Annotated in this window: 16 protein-coding genes; 1 reads left to right on the forward strand and 15 read right to left on the reverse strand. The window is 64.9% G+C overall.

Going from position 1 to position 17,200, the window contains the following annotated elements:
• The first annotated feature begins 48 nt into the window (after positions 1–48).
• Complete coding sequence (locus LQ564_RS04465; RefSeq protein ID WP_231056863.1) at positions 49–315, forward strand: hypothetical protein; 267 nt, start codon at positions 49–51, stop codon at positions 313–315.
• A 13-nt stretch (positions 316–328) separates the two neighbouring features.
• Here the strand turns inward: LQ564_RS04465 and LQ564_RS04470 are convergent, their stop codons facing one another.
• The 15 genes from LQ564_RS04470 to LQ564_RS04540 form a co-directional block, all read right to left on the reverse strand.
• Positions 329–1,216 carry a DNA-3-methyladenine glycosylase family protein gene (locus tag LQ564_RS04470; RefSeq protein ID WP_231056864.1) on the reverse strand — a complete coding sequence of 296 codons (888 nt, stop codon included), beginning with the start codon at positions 1,214–1,216 and terminating at the stop codon, positions 329–331.
• Positions 1,216–2,124 (reverse strand): DMT family transporter, encoded by a 909-nt coding sequence (locus LQ564_RS04475; RefSeq protein WP_231056865.1) that lies wholly within the window; start codon positions 2,122–2,124, stop codon positions 1,216–1,218. Before LQ564_RS04475 ends, LQ564_RS04470 begins: the two co-directional genes overlap by 1 nt.
• Before the next feature lie 88 nt (positions 2,125–2,212).
• Positions 2,213–3,229, reverse strand: coding sequence for an XdhC family protein (locus tag LQ564_RS04480; RefSeq protein ID WP_231056866.1), 1,017 nt, complete (start codon positions 3,227–3,229; stop codon positions 2,213–2,215).
• A 100-nt stretch (positions 3,230–3,329) separates the two neighbouring features.
• Positions 3,330–4,409, reverse strand: coding sequence for a M48 family metallopeptidase (locus tag LQ564_RS04485; protein WP_231056867.1), 1,080 nt, complete (start codon positions 4,407–4,409; stop codon positions 3,330–3,332).
• Positions 4,410–4,429: 20 nt separating this feature from the next.
• A complete protein-coding gene (gene dut / locus LQ564_RS04490; RefSeq protein ID WP_231056868.1) occupies positions 4,430–4,879 on the reverse strand; it encodes a dUTP diphosphatase in 450 nt (149 codons plus the stop codon).
• 7 nt (positions 4,880–4,886) lie between these two features.
• Complete coding sequence (coaBC, locus tag LQ564_RS04495) at positions 4,887–6,107, reverse strand: bifunctional phosphopantothenoylcysteine decarboxylase/phosphopantothenate--cysteine ligase CoaBC (protein ID WP_231056869.1); 1,221 nt, start codon at positions 6,105–6,107, stop codon at positions 4,887–4,889.
• Between the two features lie 17 nt (positions 6,108–6,124).
• Complete coding sequence (gene lspA, locus LQ564_RS04500) at positions 6,125–6,652, reverse strand: signal peptidase II (protein WP_231056870.1); 528 nt, start codon at positions 6,650–6,652, stop codon at positions 6,125–6,127.
• 59 nt (positions 6,653–6,711) lie between these two features.
• Entirely contained in the window at positions 6,712–9,612 is a 2,901-nt protein-coding gene (gene ileS / locus LQ564_RS04505) for an isoleucine--tRNA ligase (RefSeq protein WP_231056871.1), read from the reverse strand.
• Positions 9,613–9,721: 109 nt separating this feature from the next.
• Positions 9,722–10,693, reverse strand: a complete 972-nt coding sequence (locus LQ564_RS04510) for a bifunctional riboflavin kinase/FAD synthetase (protein WP_231056872.1) — start codon at positions 10,691–10,693, stop codon at positions 9,722–9,724.
• A 196-nt stretch (positions 10,694–10,889) separates the two neighbouring features.
• Complete coding sequence (locus LQ564_RS04515; protein ID WP_231056873.1) at positions 10,890–12,116, reverse strand: tetratricopeptide repeat protein; 1,227 nt, start codon at positions 12,114–12,116, stop codon at positions 10,890–10,892.
• A 68-nt stretch (positions 12,117–12,184) separates the two neighbouring features.
• Entirely contained in the window at positions 12,185–12,619 is a 435-nt protein-coding gene (locus LQ564_RS04520) for an ExbD/TolR family protein (RefSeq protein WP_231056874.1), read from the reverse strand.
• Between the two features lie 81 nt (positions 12,620–12,700).
• Positions 12,701–13,129, reverse strand: a complete 429-nt coding sequence (locus tag LQ564_RS04525) for an ExbD/TolR family protein (protein WP_231056875.1) — start codon at positions 13,127–13,129, stop codon at positions 12,701–12,703.
• Between the two features lie 2 nt (positions 13,130–13,131).
• A complete protein-coding gene (locus tag LQ564_RS04530; protein WP_231056876.1) occupies positions 13,132–14,070 on the reverse strand; it encodes a MotA/TolQ/ExbB proton channel family protein in 939 nt (312 codons plus the stop codon).
• A gap of 85 nt (positions 14,071–14,155) precedes the next feature.
• A complete protein-coding gene (locus tag LQ564_RS04535; protein WP_231056877.1) occupies positions 14,156–14,821 on the reverse strand; it encodes an energy transducer TonB in 666 nt (221 codons plus the stop codon).
• Positions 14,822–15,667: 846 nt separating this feature from the next.
• Positions 15,668–17,191, reverse strand: a complete 1,524-nt coding sequence (locus LQ564_RS04540; RefSeq protein WP_231056878.1) for a SpoVR family protein — start codon at positions 17,189–17,191, stop codon at positions 15,668–15,670.
• Positions 17,192–17,200 lie beyond the last annotated feature (9 nt).

The raw sequence follows: 17,200 nt of genomic DNA on the forward strand, positions 1-17,200 counted from the left end.
CTGCACTGGCGCGGTTAGAATCCGGGCTTCACGAACCGAGGACCAGCAATGAAGAAAACCGATCTGGCGAAGAGCGACGCCAAGAAACTGATGAACCAGATGAGCGCGAAAAATGCCGCCTTCGGTGCTGCGGCCAAGGCCGCGCCGCTGGATCGCCGCGAACAGCGCGAACGCGAGCGCGCGCTGGGGCTGGTGCCGTTCGCGGTCAAGCTCAACGGCGATCTGGTGCAGCAACTGCACCAGCGCAGCAAGGAGCAGGACATCGAGCTGAACCAGCTGGTAGCGGAACTGCTGCAGAAGGGCCTGTCCGCTTGAAACAGCCAGGCGGTCAGGCCGGTGGGTCGATCAAGCTGGCCCACAGGTAGGCGGCCGCCATCGTGCGGTGCGGCGCGTAGCGCAGCAAGAGTTGTTCGGTGGCCGCGATGCCGGGACGTTCCGGCCCGCCCAGCAGGCGGTGGAAGGCGGTGCGCACCGCCACGTCGCCCTGCAGCGAACAGTCCGGATAGCCATAGCCGCGCAGCAGGGCGTAATTCACGGTCCAGGGGCCGATGCCCTTGATGGCCAGCAGTTCCTCCACGACTTCACCCAGTGAACGCGTGCGGTCGAGCACGACCTTGCCGTCGACGACCAGATGCGCGAAGCGCAGCAAGGTCTCGGCTTTCGCCCGCGAGAACTTGCGGGAGGTCAGGTCTTCCAGCGCGAGGCGCGCGACGTCCGGTGCTTCCGGATAGCACCACAGGCCGCTCGGATGCGGCCGTCCGGCCAGCCCGATCAAGGTGCGGCGCAGGGAAATCGCGAAGGGCAGGTTGATCTGCTGCCCGATGATGGCCCAGGTCAGCGCTTCGAAGATGGTTGCCGACTGCACGATGCGCAGGCCGGGCTGGCGCGCCACGACCGGGCCGAGCACCGGATCGTCACGCACGAAGTCGGCGAAGGCGGCCGGATCGATGCGCAGGCCGAGGATGTTGAGCAGGGCCTCGCGCGCGCGCCCGGGCAGCGCGTCCGTCGATGCGCCGTCGGCATCCACCGTGCAGCGCGCCTCATCCTCCCCGAAGGCCACCTCGAGCACGACCGGCACGCCATCGAGCAGCACGCCCTTGCGCAGGCCGGACGCGCTCACCTGTTCCGCCAGCCCTTCGGCGTCGCGGCTGTGGAAGGCCAGCACGTCCCGGACCCGGTAGCCGGCCGGCAGCGCCAGGCGCAGTTCGCCGCGCATCACTTGCCCTGCGCCGCGGCAGGCGGGCGCAGGAAGGCGGGCACGAAGCCGGTCACCAGCGCGGTCCCGACCAGAACGATGGCCGAGCCGGCCAGCGTATGCCAGCCGATCACCTCGTGCAGGAAGATCGCGCCCCACAGGATGCCGAACATCGGGTTCAGGAACGTCACCGTCAGCGCCGAGGTGGTGCCGACTTCCTCGATCAGCTTGAAGTAGAGGATGTAGGCGATGCCGCTGCAGAGCACGCCCAGCGCCAGCACCGCGGCCCAGATGCCCGCCGTCGGCTGGCCCGGCGACGGGAAGAAGGCCAGCGCCGGGATCACGCAGAGGGTGGCGGCCCACATCGAACCGTGCGCGTTGGCGAAGGGCGCCACCGCCCTGGCCGACTTCGCGTACTGGCTGGCGACGCTGTAGCTGAAGGCGGCGATCAGGGCCGCCGCGATCGCGATGGCCGCGCCGGGGCGCTCCGAGACGTGGTCGAAGCCCACCAGCAGGCTCACGCCCACGGTGCCCAGCACCAGACCGAGCGCCGCGCGTGCGGACACCTTCTGGCGCGCCCACACGGCGCCGACCAGCGCGCCGAACATGGGGGCGGTGGCGTTCAGCACCGACAGCACCGAGGCCGACAGCGTGCGCGCGGCAAAGGCGAACAGCAGGAAGGGCAGGGCCGAGTTGAAGAAGCCCAGCATCAGGTAATGCTTCCAGTTGGCGCGCAGGTCGAGCGGCGCGCCCTTGCCGCGGCGCGCCATGACCCAGGCCACGCCAAGCAGGAACAGGGCCGCGAACAGCACCCGGTATTCGATCAGCACGGCGGGCCCGAGCACAGGCGCGGCGATGCGCATGAAAAGGAAGGAGCCGCCCCAGATGGCGGCCAGCGCCACGAGGCGCAGCATATTCACGGTATTCATGGAACGGCTTGAAGCCAAAAAGACAAGCATGATAGCGCGGCTTGCGCCGGGCTATCCGAATCTTGCCTTGGAATTGCTTTGGAATTGCTCAGGCGGCGAGGACCGCGCAGGCGGCGCTGACGGCCGGCTGCGGCGCCGCGGCGTGCGGCACCAGCAGGTGCTGCGGCACGCCGTTCTTCACCGCCGTCATCTCGGCCATGATCGAGATCGCGATCTCGCTCGGGGTCTTGCTGCCGATGTAGATGCCGATCGGGCCATGCAGGCGCGCCAAGTGTGTCTCGTCCAGGTCGAACAGCTTCAGGCGTTCGCGGCGTTTTTCATTGTTCAGGCGCGAGCCGATCGCGCCGACGTAGAAGGCGTCGGACTTCAGCGCTTCCATCAGCGCCAGGTCGTCCAGCTTGGGGTCGTGGGTCAGCGCCACCACGGCGCTGCGCGCGTCCAGCCGCGCTTCGATCACGAGGTCGTCCGGCATCGTGTGCACCAGCTCGACGCCGGGCAGGTTCCAGCCGCTGCGGTATTCCTCGCGCGGGTCGCACACGACCACGCGGTAATCCATGCCGCTCGCCACCTGGGCCAGGAAGCGCGACAGCGGTCCGGCGCCGATGATGAACAGGCGCCAGCGCGGGCCGTGCACGGTGGTGAGGACGCCGTCCTCGACGCTCACGACGGCGCCCGCTGAAGCAGAGGAGAGCGTCACCGCCCCGCTGGCAAGCAGCACGCGGCGCTCGACCAGTTCGCCGGACGCCAGGCGCTCCAGCAGTTCGCGGATGCGGCTGTCCCCGGTCAGCGGTTCGATCGACAGTTCGATGGTGCCGCCGCAGGGAAGGCCGAAGCGGTGCGCCTCGTCGGCGCTGATGCCGTAGCTGACGACCTCGGGCAGCGCCAGCGCGACGCCGCCAGCGCGCACGCGCGCGATCAGGTCGTCCTCGATGCAGCCGCCCGAGACCGAGCCGACCACGGCGCCGTCCTCGCAGACGCCGAGCGTGGCGCCGATCGGGCGCGGGCTGGAGCCCCAGGTCTTGATGACCGTGACCAGCTGGCAGCGGCGGCCGGCGCTGAGCCAGGCGTCGCAGGTCTTCAATACGTCGAGGTCGATGCTGTCCATGGAGAGGTGCGTTGTTGCCGGAGATGGACAATCATACAAAAAACGCGGCCATGACGTCGGACCGCACGGTGGACGGCGCAAGCGTCCACCGATGCGGACATCAAGGCGTCAGCGGCTTGTTGGACGACTTCCTGGCCTTGACTTCCGCCACTGCCTTGTCGATCGTCGCCGTCCGCTGCGCCAGCGCCGGATGATTCGCCGAGTGGCTATTCAGTACCGTCGCCGGATACGTCGCCGCGAACCGCTTCCAGAACGCGCTTGCGCCCTCGATCCGGTAGTCGGCCCGCGCCAGCAGGTAGATCGCGAGGCGGTCGGCCGTGATGTCGAGGTTGGCCGGCATGGCCTTGATGCCGCCGCTGCCGATCAGCATCGAGGTGTCCGGCGCAATGCGGGTCAGGTTGTCGATGATGCTGCCGATGGTGGCGGCGTTGCGCTGGCTGGCGGCGTGGCCGAGCATATTGTGCGCCATGGTGTGGGCCACCACGTAGGCCAGCTCGTCGTCGTTCTGGACAAAGCCCATCATGCCGCGCGTGACCATGATGCGGCCGCCGTCGGCGTAGGCGTTGACGTTGTCGGCGTTGCCGAGTTCGATCGCGAAGGCGCAGGCGCGGGTGACCGGCACCGTGAGGTCGCGTTCCTTGCCACCGCGCGCGATGGTCAGCGGCAGCGAAGCCTGCTTGGTCACGATCGGGCCGAACACGGCGCCGACCTTGGCCAGCGCGTCGGGGCCGGTCGGCAGCGGGGTGCCGGCGGCGGCCACCAGTTCGTCGCCCTGGCGCAGGCCGGCCTTGGCGGCGCCGCTGCCGTTCAGGACGTTGGTGACCTGCAGGCGTTCGCCCATGCCGAGCACGGCGTGGGCGGCGTCGTTGAAGGCGCCCGGGTAGGTGTAGCGGTTCTTGGCGGTGAAGCCGAGCAGGTTGCGCGCGTGGCGCGTGCACAGCTCGGCGTTGTCGATCAGGAGGGGCGCGGACACCTTGTACAGGCGGTCCTGCAGCGCCGCCATGCGGGTAAGCGTTTCGGCGGCCGCCGTCATTTCGGGCGTCACTTGCGGCGCCTCCGGCGCTACCTGGCCCGGCGGGAGCGGGGCGCTCGGCTGCATCGGGCCTTGCGTGGCGCAGGCCGAGAGCAGGACGGCGGTGGCAATGCCGAATACGGCCCGGCGCAAATGAATACGGCTCATGTTCCTCCTGGATGGTGTTGTTATTGTTTGCCGGTGCTGCCGAACCCTCCGGCGCCCCGTTCGCTCGATGCGAACTCCTCGACCACGTTGAAGCCCACCTGCAGGACCGGCACGATCACGAGCTGGGCCAGCCGGTCCATCGGCTGCAGCGTGAAGGTCGCGTGGCTGCGGTTCCAGGTGGAGACCATGAGCTGGCCCTGGTAGTCGGAGTCGATCAAGCCTACCAGATTGCCGAGAACGATGCCGTTCTTGTGGCCGAGCCCACTGCGCGGCAGGATCATGGCCGCATAGCCCGGATCGCCGATGTGGATCGCCAGGCCGGTCGGCACCAGCACGGTCTGGCCCGGCTCGATGGTGAGGGGCGCGTCGATGCAGGCGCGCAGGTCGAGGCCGGCGCTGCCGGGGGTGCCGTAGGCCGGCAGCAACGCCTGCATGCGCGGGTCGAGGATTTTCAGGTCGATCTGTTTCATGGCTTTCTTAAGTCAGCAGCGAACGCCGTTCCAGGCGCTTCGCGATTTCCGAGACCAGCTGGCGCGCCAGGGTCAGCTTGTCGGCGCGTTCCAGCACGGTGTGGCCGGTCTCGTCGAACAGGATGATGGTGTTTTCATCCTGCCCGAAGGTCTGCGGGCCGATATTGCCGACCAACAGGGGGATGCCTTTTTTCTCGCGCTTGGCCGCGCCGTAGGCCATCAGGTTCTCGGACTCGGCGGCGAAGCCGACGCAGTAGGGCCAGCCCGACAGGGTGGTGGTGGCGGCGACCGTGGCCAGGATGTCGGCGTTCTGCACGAATTCCAGCTGCGGCGCGCCGCCGTTATCAAGTTTCTTGATCTTCTGGTCGCTGGTGTTCGCCACGCGCCAGTCGGCCACGGCGGCCACGCCGATGAAGATGTGCTGGCCTTCGATGCCGGCCATGACCACGTCGTGCATCTGCTGGGCGGTGAGCACGTCGATGCGGCGCACGCCGTGCGGGGTGGCCAGGGCGGTGGGGCCGGACACCAGCGTGACCTCGGCGCCCGCTTCGCGCGCGGCGCGCGCCACCGCGTAGCCCATCTTGCCGGACGAGAGATTGGTGATGCCGCGCACCGGGTCGATCGGTTCGAACGTCGGCCCGGCCGTGATCAGGACGCGCCGTCCCGCCAGCACCTTGTGCTGGAAGGAGGCGACCAGTTCCTCGACCAGTTCGTCCGCTTCCAGCATGCGCCCCAGCCCGGTTTCGCCGCAGGCCTGCGAGCCGGCCGCGGGGCCGAACAGGCAAATGCCGTCTTCCTGCAGCTGTTTCACGTTGCGCTGGGTCGCCGGGTTCTCCCACATCTCGACGTTCATCGCCGGCGCGACGTGCAGCGGCACCCGGCGCGGGCGCGCCACGCACAGGGTCGACAGCAGGTCGTCGGCGGCGCCGTGGGCGAGCTTGCGCATGAAGTCGGCCGAGCAGGGCGCGATCAGGATGGCGTCGGCATCGCGCGTGAGGTCGATGTGGGCCATGTTGTTGGCCATGCGCGCATCCCATTGGTCGGTGTAGACCGGCTGGCCGGACAAGGCCTGCATGGTGACCGTGCCGATGAAGTGGGTGGCCGCTTCGCTCATCACCACCTGCACCTTCGCGCCCTTCTTGACCAGGGCGCGGCACAGTTCCGCCGCCTTGTAGCAGGCCACGCCCCCGGTCAGGCCGAGGACGATGTTCTTGCCCTTGAGGTCCATGCTTCCTCCAGCAGTCGTCAGGATTTGTTCACGCGCCGCAGTTCGTCGACGACGAACAGGAAGGCGCCCACCGAGATGGCGATGTCGGCGATATTAAAGGCCGGGAAGTGGCCGATGCCGGTCCAGTAGAAATCGAGGAAGTCGATCACGTGGCCGTGGATCACGCGGTCGATGCCGTTGCCGATCGCGCCCGCCATGATCAGGGCCAGGGCGAAGCAGAACAGGCGCTGGCTGGCGTTCTTCTTCATCATGTAGAGGCAGAAGCCGACCGCCGCCAGCGCGATCGCGAGGAAGAAGTAGCGCTGCCAGCCGCTGGCGTCGCCCAGGAAGCTGAACGCCGCGCCCGGGTTGTAGACCTTGATCAGGTTGAAGAAGCCGGTGATCGGCAGCGTCTCGGCATAGGCGAAGGTGCACTCGACGGTGATCTTGGTGATCTGGTCGAGCAGCACGAAGATCAGCGCCAGGCCGAACCACGGCAGCAGGCTGGCGGAACTCTTGTAGACGGGCTTGGCGCCCGGGGAAGCTTTTTTGGTGTTGGTGGCCATGGTGCCTCAGGAGGAGGTGGCCGCCATGCCGCATCCGGCATGGCGGTGAAAGCGTGAGCTCAAGCGAAACGGCGCGCTTCGCCGCTGCCGAACAGGTTGCTGGTGCAGCGGCCGCACAGGCCCGGATGCGCCGGATCGTGGCCGACGTCGCGGCGGTAGTGCCAGCAGCGCTCGCACTTGTCCGCCGTCGACGGGGTCACGGTCACCGCCTCGTTCGCCGCGTCGCCGACCTGCTCGACGCTGGCTTGCGAGGTGATGAAGACGAACTTCAGGTCGTCGTCCAGGCTCGCCAGCAGGCCGTACTTCTCGCCCGCCGCCATGATCGCCAGCTCCGCCTGCAGCGAGGAGCCGATCGCGCCCGAGGCGCGCACTTCTTCCAGCTGCTTGGTGACGTCGGCGCGTACCTCGCGCAGGGCCGCGTACTTGGCCAGCAGCGCTTCGGCATCCGGGATCTGCGGGAAGGTCCACAGCGTCTGGGTGAAAATGGTCTCGTCGCTGTCCGCGAAGGCTTGCTGGCCCGCGAACACGGCCCAGGCTTCCTCGGCGGTGAAGGTAAGGATCGGCGCCATCACGCGCAGCAGGCTGTGCGCGATGTGCCACAGCGCGGTCTGGGCCGAGCGGCGCGCCTGCGAATCCACGCCGGTGGTGTACAGGCGGTCCTTCAGGATGTCGAGGTAGAAACCGCCCAGGTCTTCCGAGCAGTAGTTCTGCAGGCGCGATACCACCGGGTGGAACTCGTAGCGCTCGAAGTGGCCGGCGATGTCCTGCTGCAGCTGATCCATCGCGGCGATCGCGTAGCGATCGATCTCGAACAGCTCGGCGACCGGCACGGCGTGCTTGCCCGGATCGAAGTCCGAGGTGTTGGCCAGCAGGAAGCGCAGCGTGTTGCGGATGCGGCGGTAGGATTCGGTCACGCGCTTGAGGATCTCTTCGCCGATCGACAGCTCGCCCGTGTAGTCGGTCGAGGCCACCCACAGGCGCAGGATGTCGGCGCCGAGGGTGTCCGAGATCTTTTGCGGCGCCATCGTGTTGCCGAGCGACTTCGACATCTTCTTGCCGTTCTCGTCGACGGTGAAGCCGTGGGTCAGCAGCGCTTTATAGGGCGGACGGCCGTTCAGCATCGACGAGGTCAGGAGCGAGGAGTGGAACCAGCCGCGGTGCTGGTCCGAGCCTTCCAGGTAGAGGTCGGCCGGGAAGGCGGATTGCTCCTTGTGCGAGCCGCGCAGCACGGTCTGGTGGGTGGCGCCGGAATCGAACCACACGTCGAGCGTGTCCTTGTTCTTCTCGTAGACCGCGGCGTCCTCGCCCAGCAGGGTCGCCGGGTCGAGCTGCTGCCAGGCTTCGATGCCGTTCGCTTCGATGAGCTTGGCGACCTGCTCCAGCAGTTCCGGGGTGCGCGGGTGCAGCGCGCCGGTTTCCTTGTGGATGAAGAAGGCCATCGGCACGCCCCACTGGCGCTGGCGCGACAGGGTCCAGTCCGGACGGTTCTCGATCATGCCGTGCAGGCGCGCCTGGCCCCAGTCTGGGAAGAAGCGGGTCTGCTCGATGCCGGCCAGCGCGGTTTCGCGCAGGGTCGGGCCGCCGTCCTTCGGCGTGATGTCCATGCCGGCGAACCACTGGTTGGTGGCGCGGTAGACGATCGGGGTCTTGTGGCGCCAGCAGTGCATGTAGCTGTGGTCGAACATCTTGAGTTCGAACAGGGCGCCCGCTGCGCGCAGGGCGTCGCAGATCGGCTTGCTCGCTTCCCAGATGGTCATGCCGCCGAACAGCGGCAGCGAGGGCGCGAAGCGGCCGTCGCCCATCACCGGAGTCAGGATCTCGTCGTCCCGCATGCCGTGCGCCTTGCAGGACTGGAAGTCTTCCTGGCCATAGGCCGGCGCCGAGTGGACCACGCCGGTGCCGCTGTCGACGGTGACGTAGTCGGCCAGGTAGACCGGCGACGTGCGGTCGTAGAACGGGTCCTGCGCGTGCAGCGGGTGCTTGAAGCGCATGCCGTCCAGCTTCGCGCCCAGGGTGGTGGCGATGACCGTGCCGTCGAGCTTGTAGCGCTGCAGGGTCGATTCGACCAGGTCCTGCGCCATGATCAGGAGCAGGGGCGCGCCATCGCGCTCGGTTTGCACCAGCGCGTATGTCACTTCCGGGTTCGCGTTGAGCGCCTGGTTCGACGGGATGGTCCACGGGGTGGTGGTCCAGATCACGATGAAGCCGTTGGCGGTCGGCAGCTTGTCCAGGCCGAAGGCTTGGGCGACCTTTTCCGGTTCGGCGAAGGGGAAGCCGACGTCGATCGCCGGGTCGCGCTTGTCCTGGTATTCGACTTCCGCCTCGGCCAGGGCCGAGCCGCAGTCGAAGCACCAGTTTACGGGTTTCAGGCCGCGGTAGACGTAGCCCTTGTCCAGCAGCTTGCCGAGCGCGCGCAGTTCGTCGGCCTCGTTACCGTAGGCCATGGTCATGTAGGGATTTTCCCATTCGCCCAGCACGCCCAGGCGGATGAAGCCCGCGCGCTGGCGGTCGATCTGCTCGAGCGCGTAGGCGCGGGCTTTCTGCAGCACCTCGGCGGTCGGCAGGTTCTTGCCGTACAGTTTTTCGATCTGGATCTCGATCGGCATGCCGTGGCAATCCCAGCCAGGCACATAGGGCGCGTCGAAACCGGCCATGGTGCGCGATTTCACGACCATGTCCTTCAGAATCTTGTTCACGGCGTGGCCCAGGTGGATGTCGCCGTTCGCATACGGCGGACCGTCGTGCAGGATGAACTTAGGACGGCCGGCCGCCGCCTTGCGGATGCGCTGGTAGATCTTCTTGTCCTGCCACTGCTTGACCCAGCCCGGCTCGCGCTTGGCGAGGTCGCCGCGCATCGGGAAGGGGGTGTCGGTCATGTTGACCGGGTATTTGCTTTCAGGCTTCTTCGCACCCTTCGGGGTCTTGTTCTGCTCGGCGCTTTTCTGGTTCGTATCGGACATAGGTGTTTTCTCTAAGGGTATTCGTTGCTGCCGCGGCGGGGCCACGGCGTCGATGCTGCATCCTGGATCAATGGCGCCGTCCACGCGTCGATGCGCGGTACGGCGCGCGTCAAATTCGGTCGGTCGCGGTGAGGGCGCCGCTGCGCTGGGCGAAGAAGGCGCGCGCCTGGGCGGCGTCGCGGTCGATCGCGGCGGTGAGGGTGGGCAGGTCGACGTATTTTTCCTCGTCGCGCAGCTTGGCGAGGAATTCGACCCGCACCAGCTTGCCGTAGGCGGATTGCGCATAGTCGAAGACATGCACTTCGAGCAGCATCCGGCCGGCATCCTCGACGGTCGGGCGCACGCCCAGGCTGGCCACCGCCGGCAAGGGCTGCTCGGCCAGGCCGTGCACCTGCACCACGAAGATGCCGTGCAGGGCGGGGCGGTGCGCGACGCGCAGGTTCAGGGTCGGAAAGCCCAGGGTGCGGCCCAGTTTCTGGCCGTGGATCACGTGGCCCGACATCACGTACGGGTGGCCCAGCAGCTGCTGGGTGGCGCCGAAGTCGGCGTCCTTGAGGGCTTCGCGCACGGCCGACGAGGAGATGCGGCGCGCGCCGTGCATCACCGCGCCCAGGGTTTCGACCTGGAAGCCGTACTCGCGGCCGGCCTGTTGCAGCATGGCGATATTGCCCGCGCGCCGCGCGCCGAAGCAAAAGTCGTCGCCCACCATCAGCCACTTGACGTGCAGGCCCTCGACCAGCACGCGCTCGATGAAGTCCTGGGGCGACTGGGAAGCGAAGTGTTCGTTGAAGTGCTCGACGATGACGCGGTCGATGCCCGCGCGCTCGAGGTCGCTCAGCTTGTCGCGCAGGTTGGCGATACGGGCCGGGGCCTTGCTCAGGTCGCCCGTGCGGCGCGCGAAATACTCGCGCGGATGCGGTTCGAAGGTCATGACAGCGGCTTCGATGCCCAGCTCGGCGGCAGCGCCCCGCACGTGCGCCAGCAATGCCTGGTGGCCGCGGTGGACACCGTCGAAATTGCCGATCGTGAGCGCGCAGGGCGCGCGCGCCCTGTCGTTGGGAAGTCCGCGAAATACCTTCATCAATGGTTCCTTGGCGCTGCCGGACGCTCCGGCGCGAAATGAGGATTATACGGTATGTCGAATGTTGCACAGCAACGTGGAACCAGACCGCCGCTTCCGGGCAAGCGCTACCGGGGAAGGAAGTGGAGGCGGAGGCCGGTGAAACAATAAAAAACGCCGCCTCGAGAGGCGGCGTTTGCGTGCTCAAGCGAGGAGATCAGGCAACCGGACGGTTGATCGCCATGATCCAGTAGCGCGCCAGGTCGGCCGAGCCGTCCTTGCCGCCCACGGTCTTGAGGGTGCTGATGGCTTGCTGCTTCTTGCCGGCCGCGGCGTAGGCTTCGCCCAGGCGCAGCTTGGCTTCGTCGGCGCGGCGCAGGCCGCCAGCCTTGATCGCGGCTTCCATCATCTTCAGGCCCTTGTCGGCCTGGCCCGATTGCACCAGCGCGTAGCCGAGGCCCACCAGCGCGTCATTGTCCTTGGCGGCCGTGTATTCGGCTTCCAGGGCAGCGACGTTCTTGTTCTGGTCGGCCAGGTTCTTCTCGGCCAGGTCCTTCAGGCGCTTGTGGCGTTCGGCGTCGGCGCCAGTACCCAGCGCGCCGGCCTTGTAGCCCTTGTCGATGACCTTCAGGGCTTCGGCCGGAGCCTTGTCCTGCAGCACCAGCTGGGCCATTTCCATGTACTCGCTCGGCTTCTTCATCAGGTTGTTCGCCAGCTTCAGGCGATACAGGTCGACCGACAGGCGGCCGGAGAAGCCGGGCTTGCCCTGCACGCGGTTCAGCAGGTCGTTCCAGTACTGGGCCTTCGGGTAGCTGGCGGCCAGCTTCTCGATGGTGTTGACGTAGCCGACCTTGTCGTTCTTTTTCAGCTGGATGTTCGCCAGCATGCCGAGCTCGTCTTCGCTCAGGCGGCCGCTCTTCTCGGCGTTGCGCAGTTCCTGCTCGAGCGCGGCGACGTTGCCTTGCTTGTAGTAGTTCTGCAGCAGGTAGGCGCGCAGCTTCGGATCGTTACCTTTTTTCAGCAGGTTGATGATCGTGGCGTTGGCCTTGTTCAGGTCGCCGGCGCGCATGTAGATGCCGACCAGGCCTTCCGAGAACTGCGAACGTTCCCCGGCGCTCAGCTTGCCCGAATCGAGCAGCTTTTCGAACGAGGCGGCAGCGGTGTTCCAGTCACCGGCGGAGGACGCGGCCGAGGCGCGCACGCGCTCGATCAGGAAGCGTTCGTCGTCGGTTTTCGCAGCCTTGTCCGCGTCGCGCAGGGCAGCCAGGGCGCCCTTGGCATTGCCTTGCTTCATCAGCGATTGCGCTTGTTGCAGGGGTTTGCCGACTTCCGGACGCAGGGTGACCGCGGCGTGCACAGGGGCCAGGCCGACCACCGGGACGGCGGCGGTGAAACCGAGAGCGGCCATCGCGAGGCCAAGGTGTGCGAGACGGAATTTAATCATCTGAAAACATCCTTCTTCAAAATGGACACGGCAGGGAAACCCTGCCGTGTTGGTCAAACATGGATCGATTACTGGAACTGCTCGTTACCGACCATGCCGATCTTGGTGACGCCGAGGCGCTGAGCGGTTGCCATGACGCCGGCGACCACCTTGTACTCGACCAGCTTGTTCGGACGCAGGTGCACTTCCGGCTGGTTGGGCGTTGCCGCCACGGCATTCATCTTCGCTTCCAGCTCCGAGCGGTTTGCAACAACCTGGCCATCCCAGAGGATGGTGCCGTCGAAGTCCACGTCGATCGTCACGACCACCGGTTTCACGTCGGATGGCGGCGGCGGGTTGCCGACCGGCATGTTCAGATTGACCGAGTGGTCTTGCTTCGGAATCGTGATAATCATCATGATGATGAGAACGAGCAGGACGTCGATCAGCGGCGTCATGTTCATTTCCATCATCGGTTCCGGATCAGCTCCTTTGGCGGAGCCCGAACCTACGTTCATGCCCATGGTGTTTCCTTTTCAAATGTTGGGGTCTTGGACGCGATATCAAGGTCTTCCGTGAAAAACCCCGATATCGCGGACAGGGTCTTAGCCCTTGTCAGGCGGTTCGATGACGAAACCGACCTTCGCAATCCCAGCACGCTGAGCCGTGTAGATCACCCGGCCGATCGCTTCGTAGCGCGACTGCTGGTCGCCACGAACTTTCACAGCAGGCTGCGGCTGCTTCACCGACTGCTCCGCGAGGAACTTGAACAGCTCGTCCGTGTTCGCGAGGCGCGTCTGGTTGTAGTACATCTCGCCATCTTTGTTGATGGTGATGTTGACGTCTTCCGGCTTGGTCTTGGTGACCTGGTTCGATTCTGCAGGCAGGGTAACTTTCTGCAGGTTCAGAACGACCGGGCTGGTGATCAGGAAGATGATCAGAAGAACCAACATGATGTCCACAAGGGGCGTCGTGTTGATCTCTGACATCACTGCATCTTCATCTCCGGAATCGGAGCCGACACTCATCGACATGATTAGCCAGCCTTCTTGGCGCCAGCAGCAGCGTTCGAGGTCGACATTGCGCCCGAGATCAGGACCGAGTGAACGTCAGCCGAGAACGAACGGATGTCTTCCATGACCGACTTGTTGCGGCGAACCAGCCAGTTGTAACCCAGAACCGCAGGAACCGCGACGAACAGACCGAAGGCGGTCATGATCAGTGCTTCACCCACCGGGCCTGCCACTTTGTCGATCGATGCGTTACCCGACATGCCGATGGCGGTCAGCGCGTTGTAGATGCCCCAGACGGTACCGAACAGACCGATGAACGGCGAGGTCGAACCGACGGTTGCCAGGAACGACAGGCCATCTTGCAGACGCGACTGGACGCGGTCCACGGCGCGCTGGATCTGCATGGTCACCCAGGTCGACAGGTCGATCTGCTCGAGCAGGGCGCCGTCGTGGTGCTGGGTTGCCTTGGTGCCGGTTTCAGCGATGAAGCGGAACGGCGAGCCTTCTTTCAGCTGTGCCGAACCTGCAGCGATCGACGGTGCTTTCCAGAACTTGGCCGAAGCTTCCTTCGACTGGCGCATGATCTTCTGCTGGTCGATCAGCTTGGTGATGATGATGTACCACGAGCCCATCGACATCAGCGACAGGATGATGATGGTGCCCTTGTTGACGAAGTCGCCTTCTTCCCACATGGCGGCGAAGCCGTACGGGTTGTGGACTTCTTCGGTGGCTTCGCCGCCGGCGGCAGCCGGAGCGGCCGCGTCGCCGGCCGGAGCGGCGGCAGCGTCGGTTGCCGGTGCAGCAGCTGCGTCGGCAGCCGGTGCAGCCGCGTCAGCCGCCGGAGCGGTGGCGCCTGCGGCAGGAGCGTCAGCGAAGGCCGGTGCGGAGACCAGGGCCGATGCCGCCGTTACCGAGAACAGGACAGCCGCCAGCATAGCGGACAAACGGGTATTCTTAAACATGCTTCCTCCAAAAATATAAAATAGACAGTTCGCTGAACTAGTGACAACGAAAATCATAGAGTTGAGACGATGTTCTGTCTCGGTTTTATTCCAGCGTCCAGACGTACTGCACCGCTGTCCACGCCTGTTGCGGCTGACCATCGACCGTGGCCGGCTTGAATCGGCATTTGCCCAGGGCCGATTGCGCGGCCCGATCCAGATCGCGGAAGCCGGACGACTTCTGCAATTTGGAATCCATTACTCGACCATCGACCCCGATCAGGAACTGCAGGGTGGTGGTACCCGTTTCTTCGTTACGCTGCGACGAGCGCGGATATTCCGGACGTGCGCAAGTGTTGAAGTCTGCCACTGCCTCGGTCCGGCTCGGACCGCGCGGTGCTGCCGGCGCCGGCGGCGCTGGCGGGGCCGGCGGTGCCGGAGGAGCCAGGTTCGTGGTCGGCGGCGGCGTATTGGTCGCGACCGAGATCGTGTTCTGCGGCGGCGGCGGCTGCTGCACCTGGACTTCGACCGGCGGGATGAACGGCGGTGGCGGAGCCTTCATTTCCGGCGGCGGCGGCGGCGGCGGCGTTTCCGGCGGTGGCGGCGGCTTCACCTCTTCAATCAGTTTCGTTTCCACAGCCTCGGCCACCTTGCTCACGATCCGGGTACCGAGGCCGTTGATGACGGCCCAAGCTACCAGAACGTGCAACAGGATAACAATGGCGAGACCGGTGAAATTCCTGCCCGGTTGCTTATCATGCGTAAAATTCATGCCATCTTTCTCCAATACCAACTTTTTTTGTTGCCACTAAACCCACTAAACACGACAAAAATCCAAGGGCCGCATCCGGGACATCAAAGAATTATACCTACGAATTCTTTTTTGAGGAGACATTTTTACACCGTCGAAAGAGGCCTTAACGCCCTGTAATTGCAGGGAAACGGGCTCATCTATACAACTGCGGCACTGGGGTATCCGTGGTCCAGAAAGCAGGGGAAAATTGTAATTTTGTGTCGTGTCACTCCTCCATCTGTGGATCGTCAGGCATGGACGCCGTGTTTGCCAAATTTTTCACGCCAAAATAGACCAGTAGCAAATATCATATGATGAGTTACTGATCTTTTTGCAAACTATAGCTAGTTTCATCGAAGCAGTGCGTACTGTTGAGCACCCCGAAAACCCCTGCTTGCTCCATGCGGCGCATAGCTGGAAGTAATGGGAAAACCGCGTCTTGATATGCTTCAGTTGTGCGTCTGGCAACCAACACGCGGATATCTGCCTCTCATGCATAGCAAAACTACATGGATTTTGGCGTTTTGAACAGTGTGTTAGCGTACTGACGAGCAAAATAAATTTCTGTCCCCTGGTCGTTTGGCGGGAAAGAGGTGGCAAAACGTGCGGTCGGACGTGGAAGAAATGGGTGGGCTGCACGGGTACGATGCACGCGCTCCATGGCGCACCGCAGCGCGCACCGCGACAGTGCGCCGGCGATGCTTTTTGACGTGCCGGGAAAATGGGGAAGGCAACCGAGCGGCTGCGGGGGACGCCGCACGCCTGGTGGCGTGCGACGAGATGTTTCTTGCGGACTTGCGTGTTCGATCGGGCGCGGCGGAAGGCTCAGCGGCCGCGTTTCTCCCGGCGGCACTCCAGGAAGCTGACTACGTGGCCGTTCGGGTCGACCGTCTCCAGGCGCACGTCGAAGCCCCACAGCCGCGCCACGTGTTTCAGCACTTCCTGGGCCTGCTGGTTCAGCGGACGCCGGTTGAACTGGGTGTGGCGCAGGGTCAGGGCGCGGTCGTCGCGGGTGTTCACCTGCCAGACCTGGATGTTCGGCTCGCGGCTGCCGATGTTGTACTGCTCGGCCAGCTTGTGCCGCACATAGCGGTAGCCCTGCTCGTCGTGGATCGCGGAGATGGTCAGCTTGTCGCTGCGGTCGTCGTCGAGCACGGCGAAGAAGTGGAAGTCGCGGATCAGCTTGGGCGACAGATACTGGGCGATGAAACTCTCGTCCTTGAAGTTGCGCATCGCGAAGTCCAGCGTCTTGAGCCAGTCGCTGCCGGCCATGTCCGGGAACCAGACGCGGTCTTCCTCGGTTGGATCTTCGCAAATGCGCCGAATGTCGGTCATCATCGCGAAACCGAGCGCATACGGGTTGATGCCGCTGTAATACGGGCTGGTCGCCGGGGGCTGGTAGACGACGTTGGTGTGGCTCTGCAGGAATTCCAGCATGAAGCCGTCGCCGACGATGCCCTCTTTATAGAGGTCTTGCAGGATGGTGTAGTGCCAGAAGGTGGCCCAGCCTTCGTTCATGACCTGGGTCTGGCGCTGCGGGTAGAAATACTGGGAGATCTTGCGCGTGATGCGCACCAGCTCGCGTTGCCAGGGTTCCAGCAGCGGCGCGTATTTCTCGATGAAGTAGAGCAGGTTCTCTTCCGGCTCGGGCGGGAAGCGGGTCGGCGCCGCGGCCGCGATCTGCTCTTCGCGCAGCGGCAGGGTGCGCCAGATCGAATTCACCTGCGACTGGGCGTATTCCTCACGCTCTTTCTGGCGCGCCTTTTCCTGCGCCACCGAGAGTTTGGCGGGACGCTTGTAGCGGTCCACGCCGTAGTTCTGCAGGGCGTGGCAGGAATCGAGCAGCTCCTCGACCGCGTCGATGCCGTAGCGCTGTTCGCACTCTGCAATATAGTTCTTGGCAAAGACCATATAGTCGACGATGGCGTCGGCATCGGTCCAGGTGCGGAACAGGTAGTTGCCTTTGAAGAATGAATTGTGCCCATAAGCAGCATGCGCGATCACCAGGGCCTGCATGGTGAGGCTGTTTTCCTCCATCAGGTAGGCGATGCAGGGATTCGAGTTGATGACGATCTCGTAGGCCAGGCCCATCTGGCCACGCCGGTAGCTCTTTTCCGTCGACAGGAAATGCTTGCCGAAGGACCAGTGGTTATAAGACACCGGCATCCCCACCGAGGTGTAGGCGTCCATCATCTGCTCGGCGGTGATGATCTCGAGCTGGTTCGGGTAGGTGTCCAGGCCGTAGCGCTTGGCCACCCGCTTGATTTCCTCGTGCGCCTGTTCGATCAGCTCGAAGGTCCATTCGGACTGTTCGGGCAGGGCGCGCGGGTTGCTGGGGTCTCTTGGCATGGGGTGCCT

It is taken from the genome of Massilia phyllostachyos (genome assembly GCF_021044825.1).
GTDB classification, from domain to species: Bacteria; Pseudomonadota; Gammaproteobacteria; order Burkholderiales; family Burkholderiaceae_D; genus Telluria; species Telluria phyllostachyos.

Coding starts and splice junctions, on each gene's coding strand:
- LQ564_RS04465 (WP_231056863.1), top strand. CDS start 49: ATGAAGAAAACCGATCTGGCGAAGAGCGACGCCAAGAAACTGATGAAC.
- LQ564_RS04470 (WP_231056864.1), bottom strand. CDS start 1,216: ATGCGCGGCGAACTGCGCCTGGCGCTGCCGGCCGGCTACCGGGTCCGG.
- LQ564_RS04475 (WP_231056865.1), bottom strand. CDS start 2,124: ATGAATACCGTGAATATGCTGCGCCTCGTGGCGCTGGCCGCCATCTGG.
- LQ564_RS04480 (WP_231056866.1), bottom strand. CDS start 3,229: ATGGACAGCATCGACCTCGACGTATTGAAGACCTGCGACGCCTGGCTC.
- LQ564_RS04485 (WP_231056867.1), bottom strand. CDS start 4,409: ATGAGCCGTATTCATTTGCGCCGGGCCGTATTCGGCATTGCCACCGCC.
- dut (WP_231056868.1), bottom strand. CDS start 4,879: ATGAAACAGATCGACCTGAAAATCCTCGACCCGCGCATGCAGGCGTTG.
- coaBC (WP_231056869.1), bottom strand. CDS start 6,107: ATGGACCTCAAGGGCAAGAACATCGTCCTCGGCCTGACCGGGGGCGTG.
- lspA (WP_231056870.1), bottom strand. CDS start 6,652: ATGGCCACCAACACCAAAAAAGCTTCCCCGGGCGCCAAGCCCGTCTAC.
- ileS (WP_231056871.1), bottom strand. CDS start 9,612: ATGTCCGATACGAACCAGAAAAGCGCCGAGCAGAACAAGACCCCGAAG.
- LQ564_RS04510 (WP_231056872.1), bottom strand. CDS start 10,693: ATGAAGGTATTTCGCGGACTTCCCAACGACAGGGCGCGCGCGCCCTGC.
- LQ564_RS04515 (WP_231056873.1), bottom strand. CDS start 12,116: ATGATTAAATTCCGTCTCGCACACCTTGGCCTCGCGATGGCCGCTCTC.
- LQ564_RS04520 (WP_231056874.1), bottom strand. CDS start 12,619: ATGGGCATGAACGTAGGTTCGGGCTCCGCCAAAGGAGCTGATCCGGAA.
- LQ564_RS04525 (WP_231056875.1), bottom strand. CDS start 13,129: ATGTCGATGAGTGTCGGCTCCGATTCCGGAGATGAAGATGCAGTGATG.
- LQ564_RS04530 (WP_231056876.1), bottom strand. CDS start 14,070: ATGTTTAAGAATACCCGTTTGTCCGCTATGCTGGCGGCTGTCCTGTTC.
- LQ564_RS04535 (WP_231056877.1), bottom strand. CDS start 14,821: ATGAATTTTACGCATGATAAGCAACCGGGCAGGAATTTCACCGGTCTC.
- LQ564_RS04540 (WP_231056878.1), bottom strand. CDS start 17,191: ATGCCAAGAGACCCCAGCAACCCGCGCGCCCTGCCCGAACAGTCCGAA.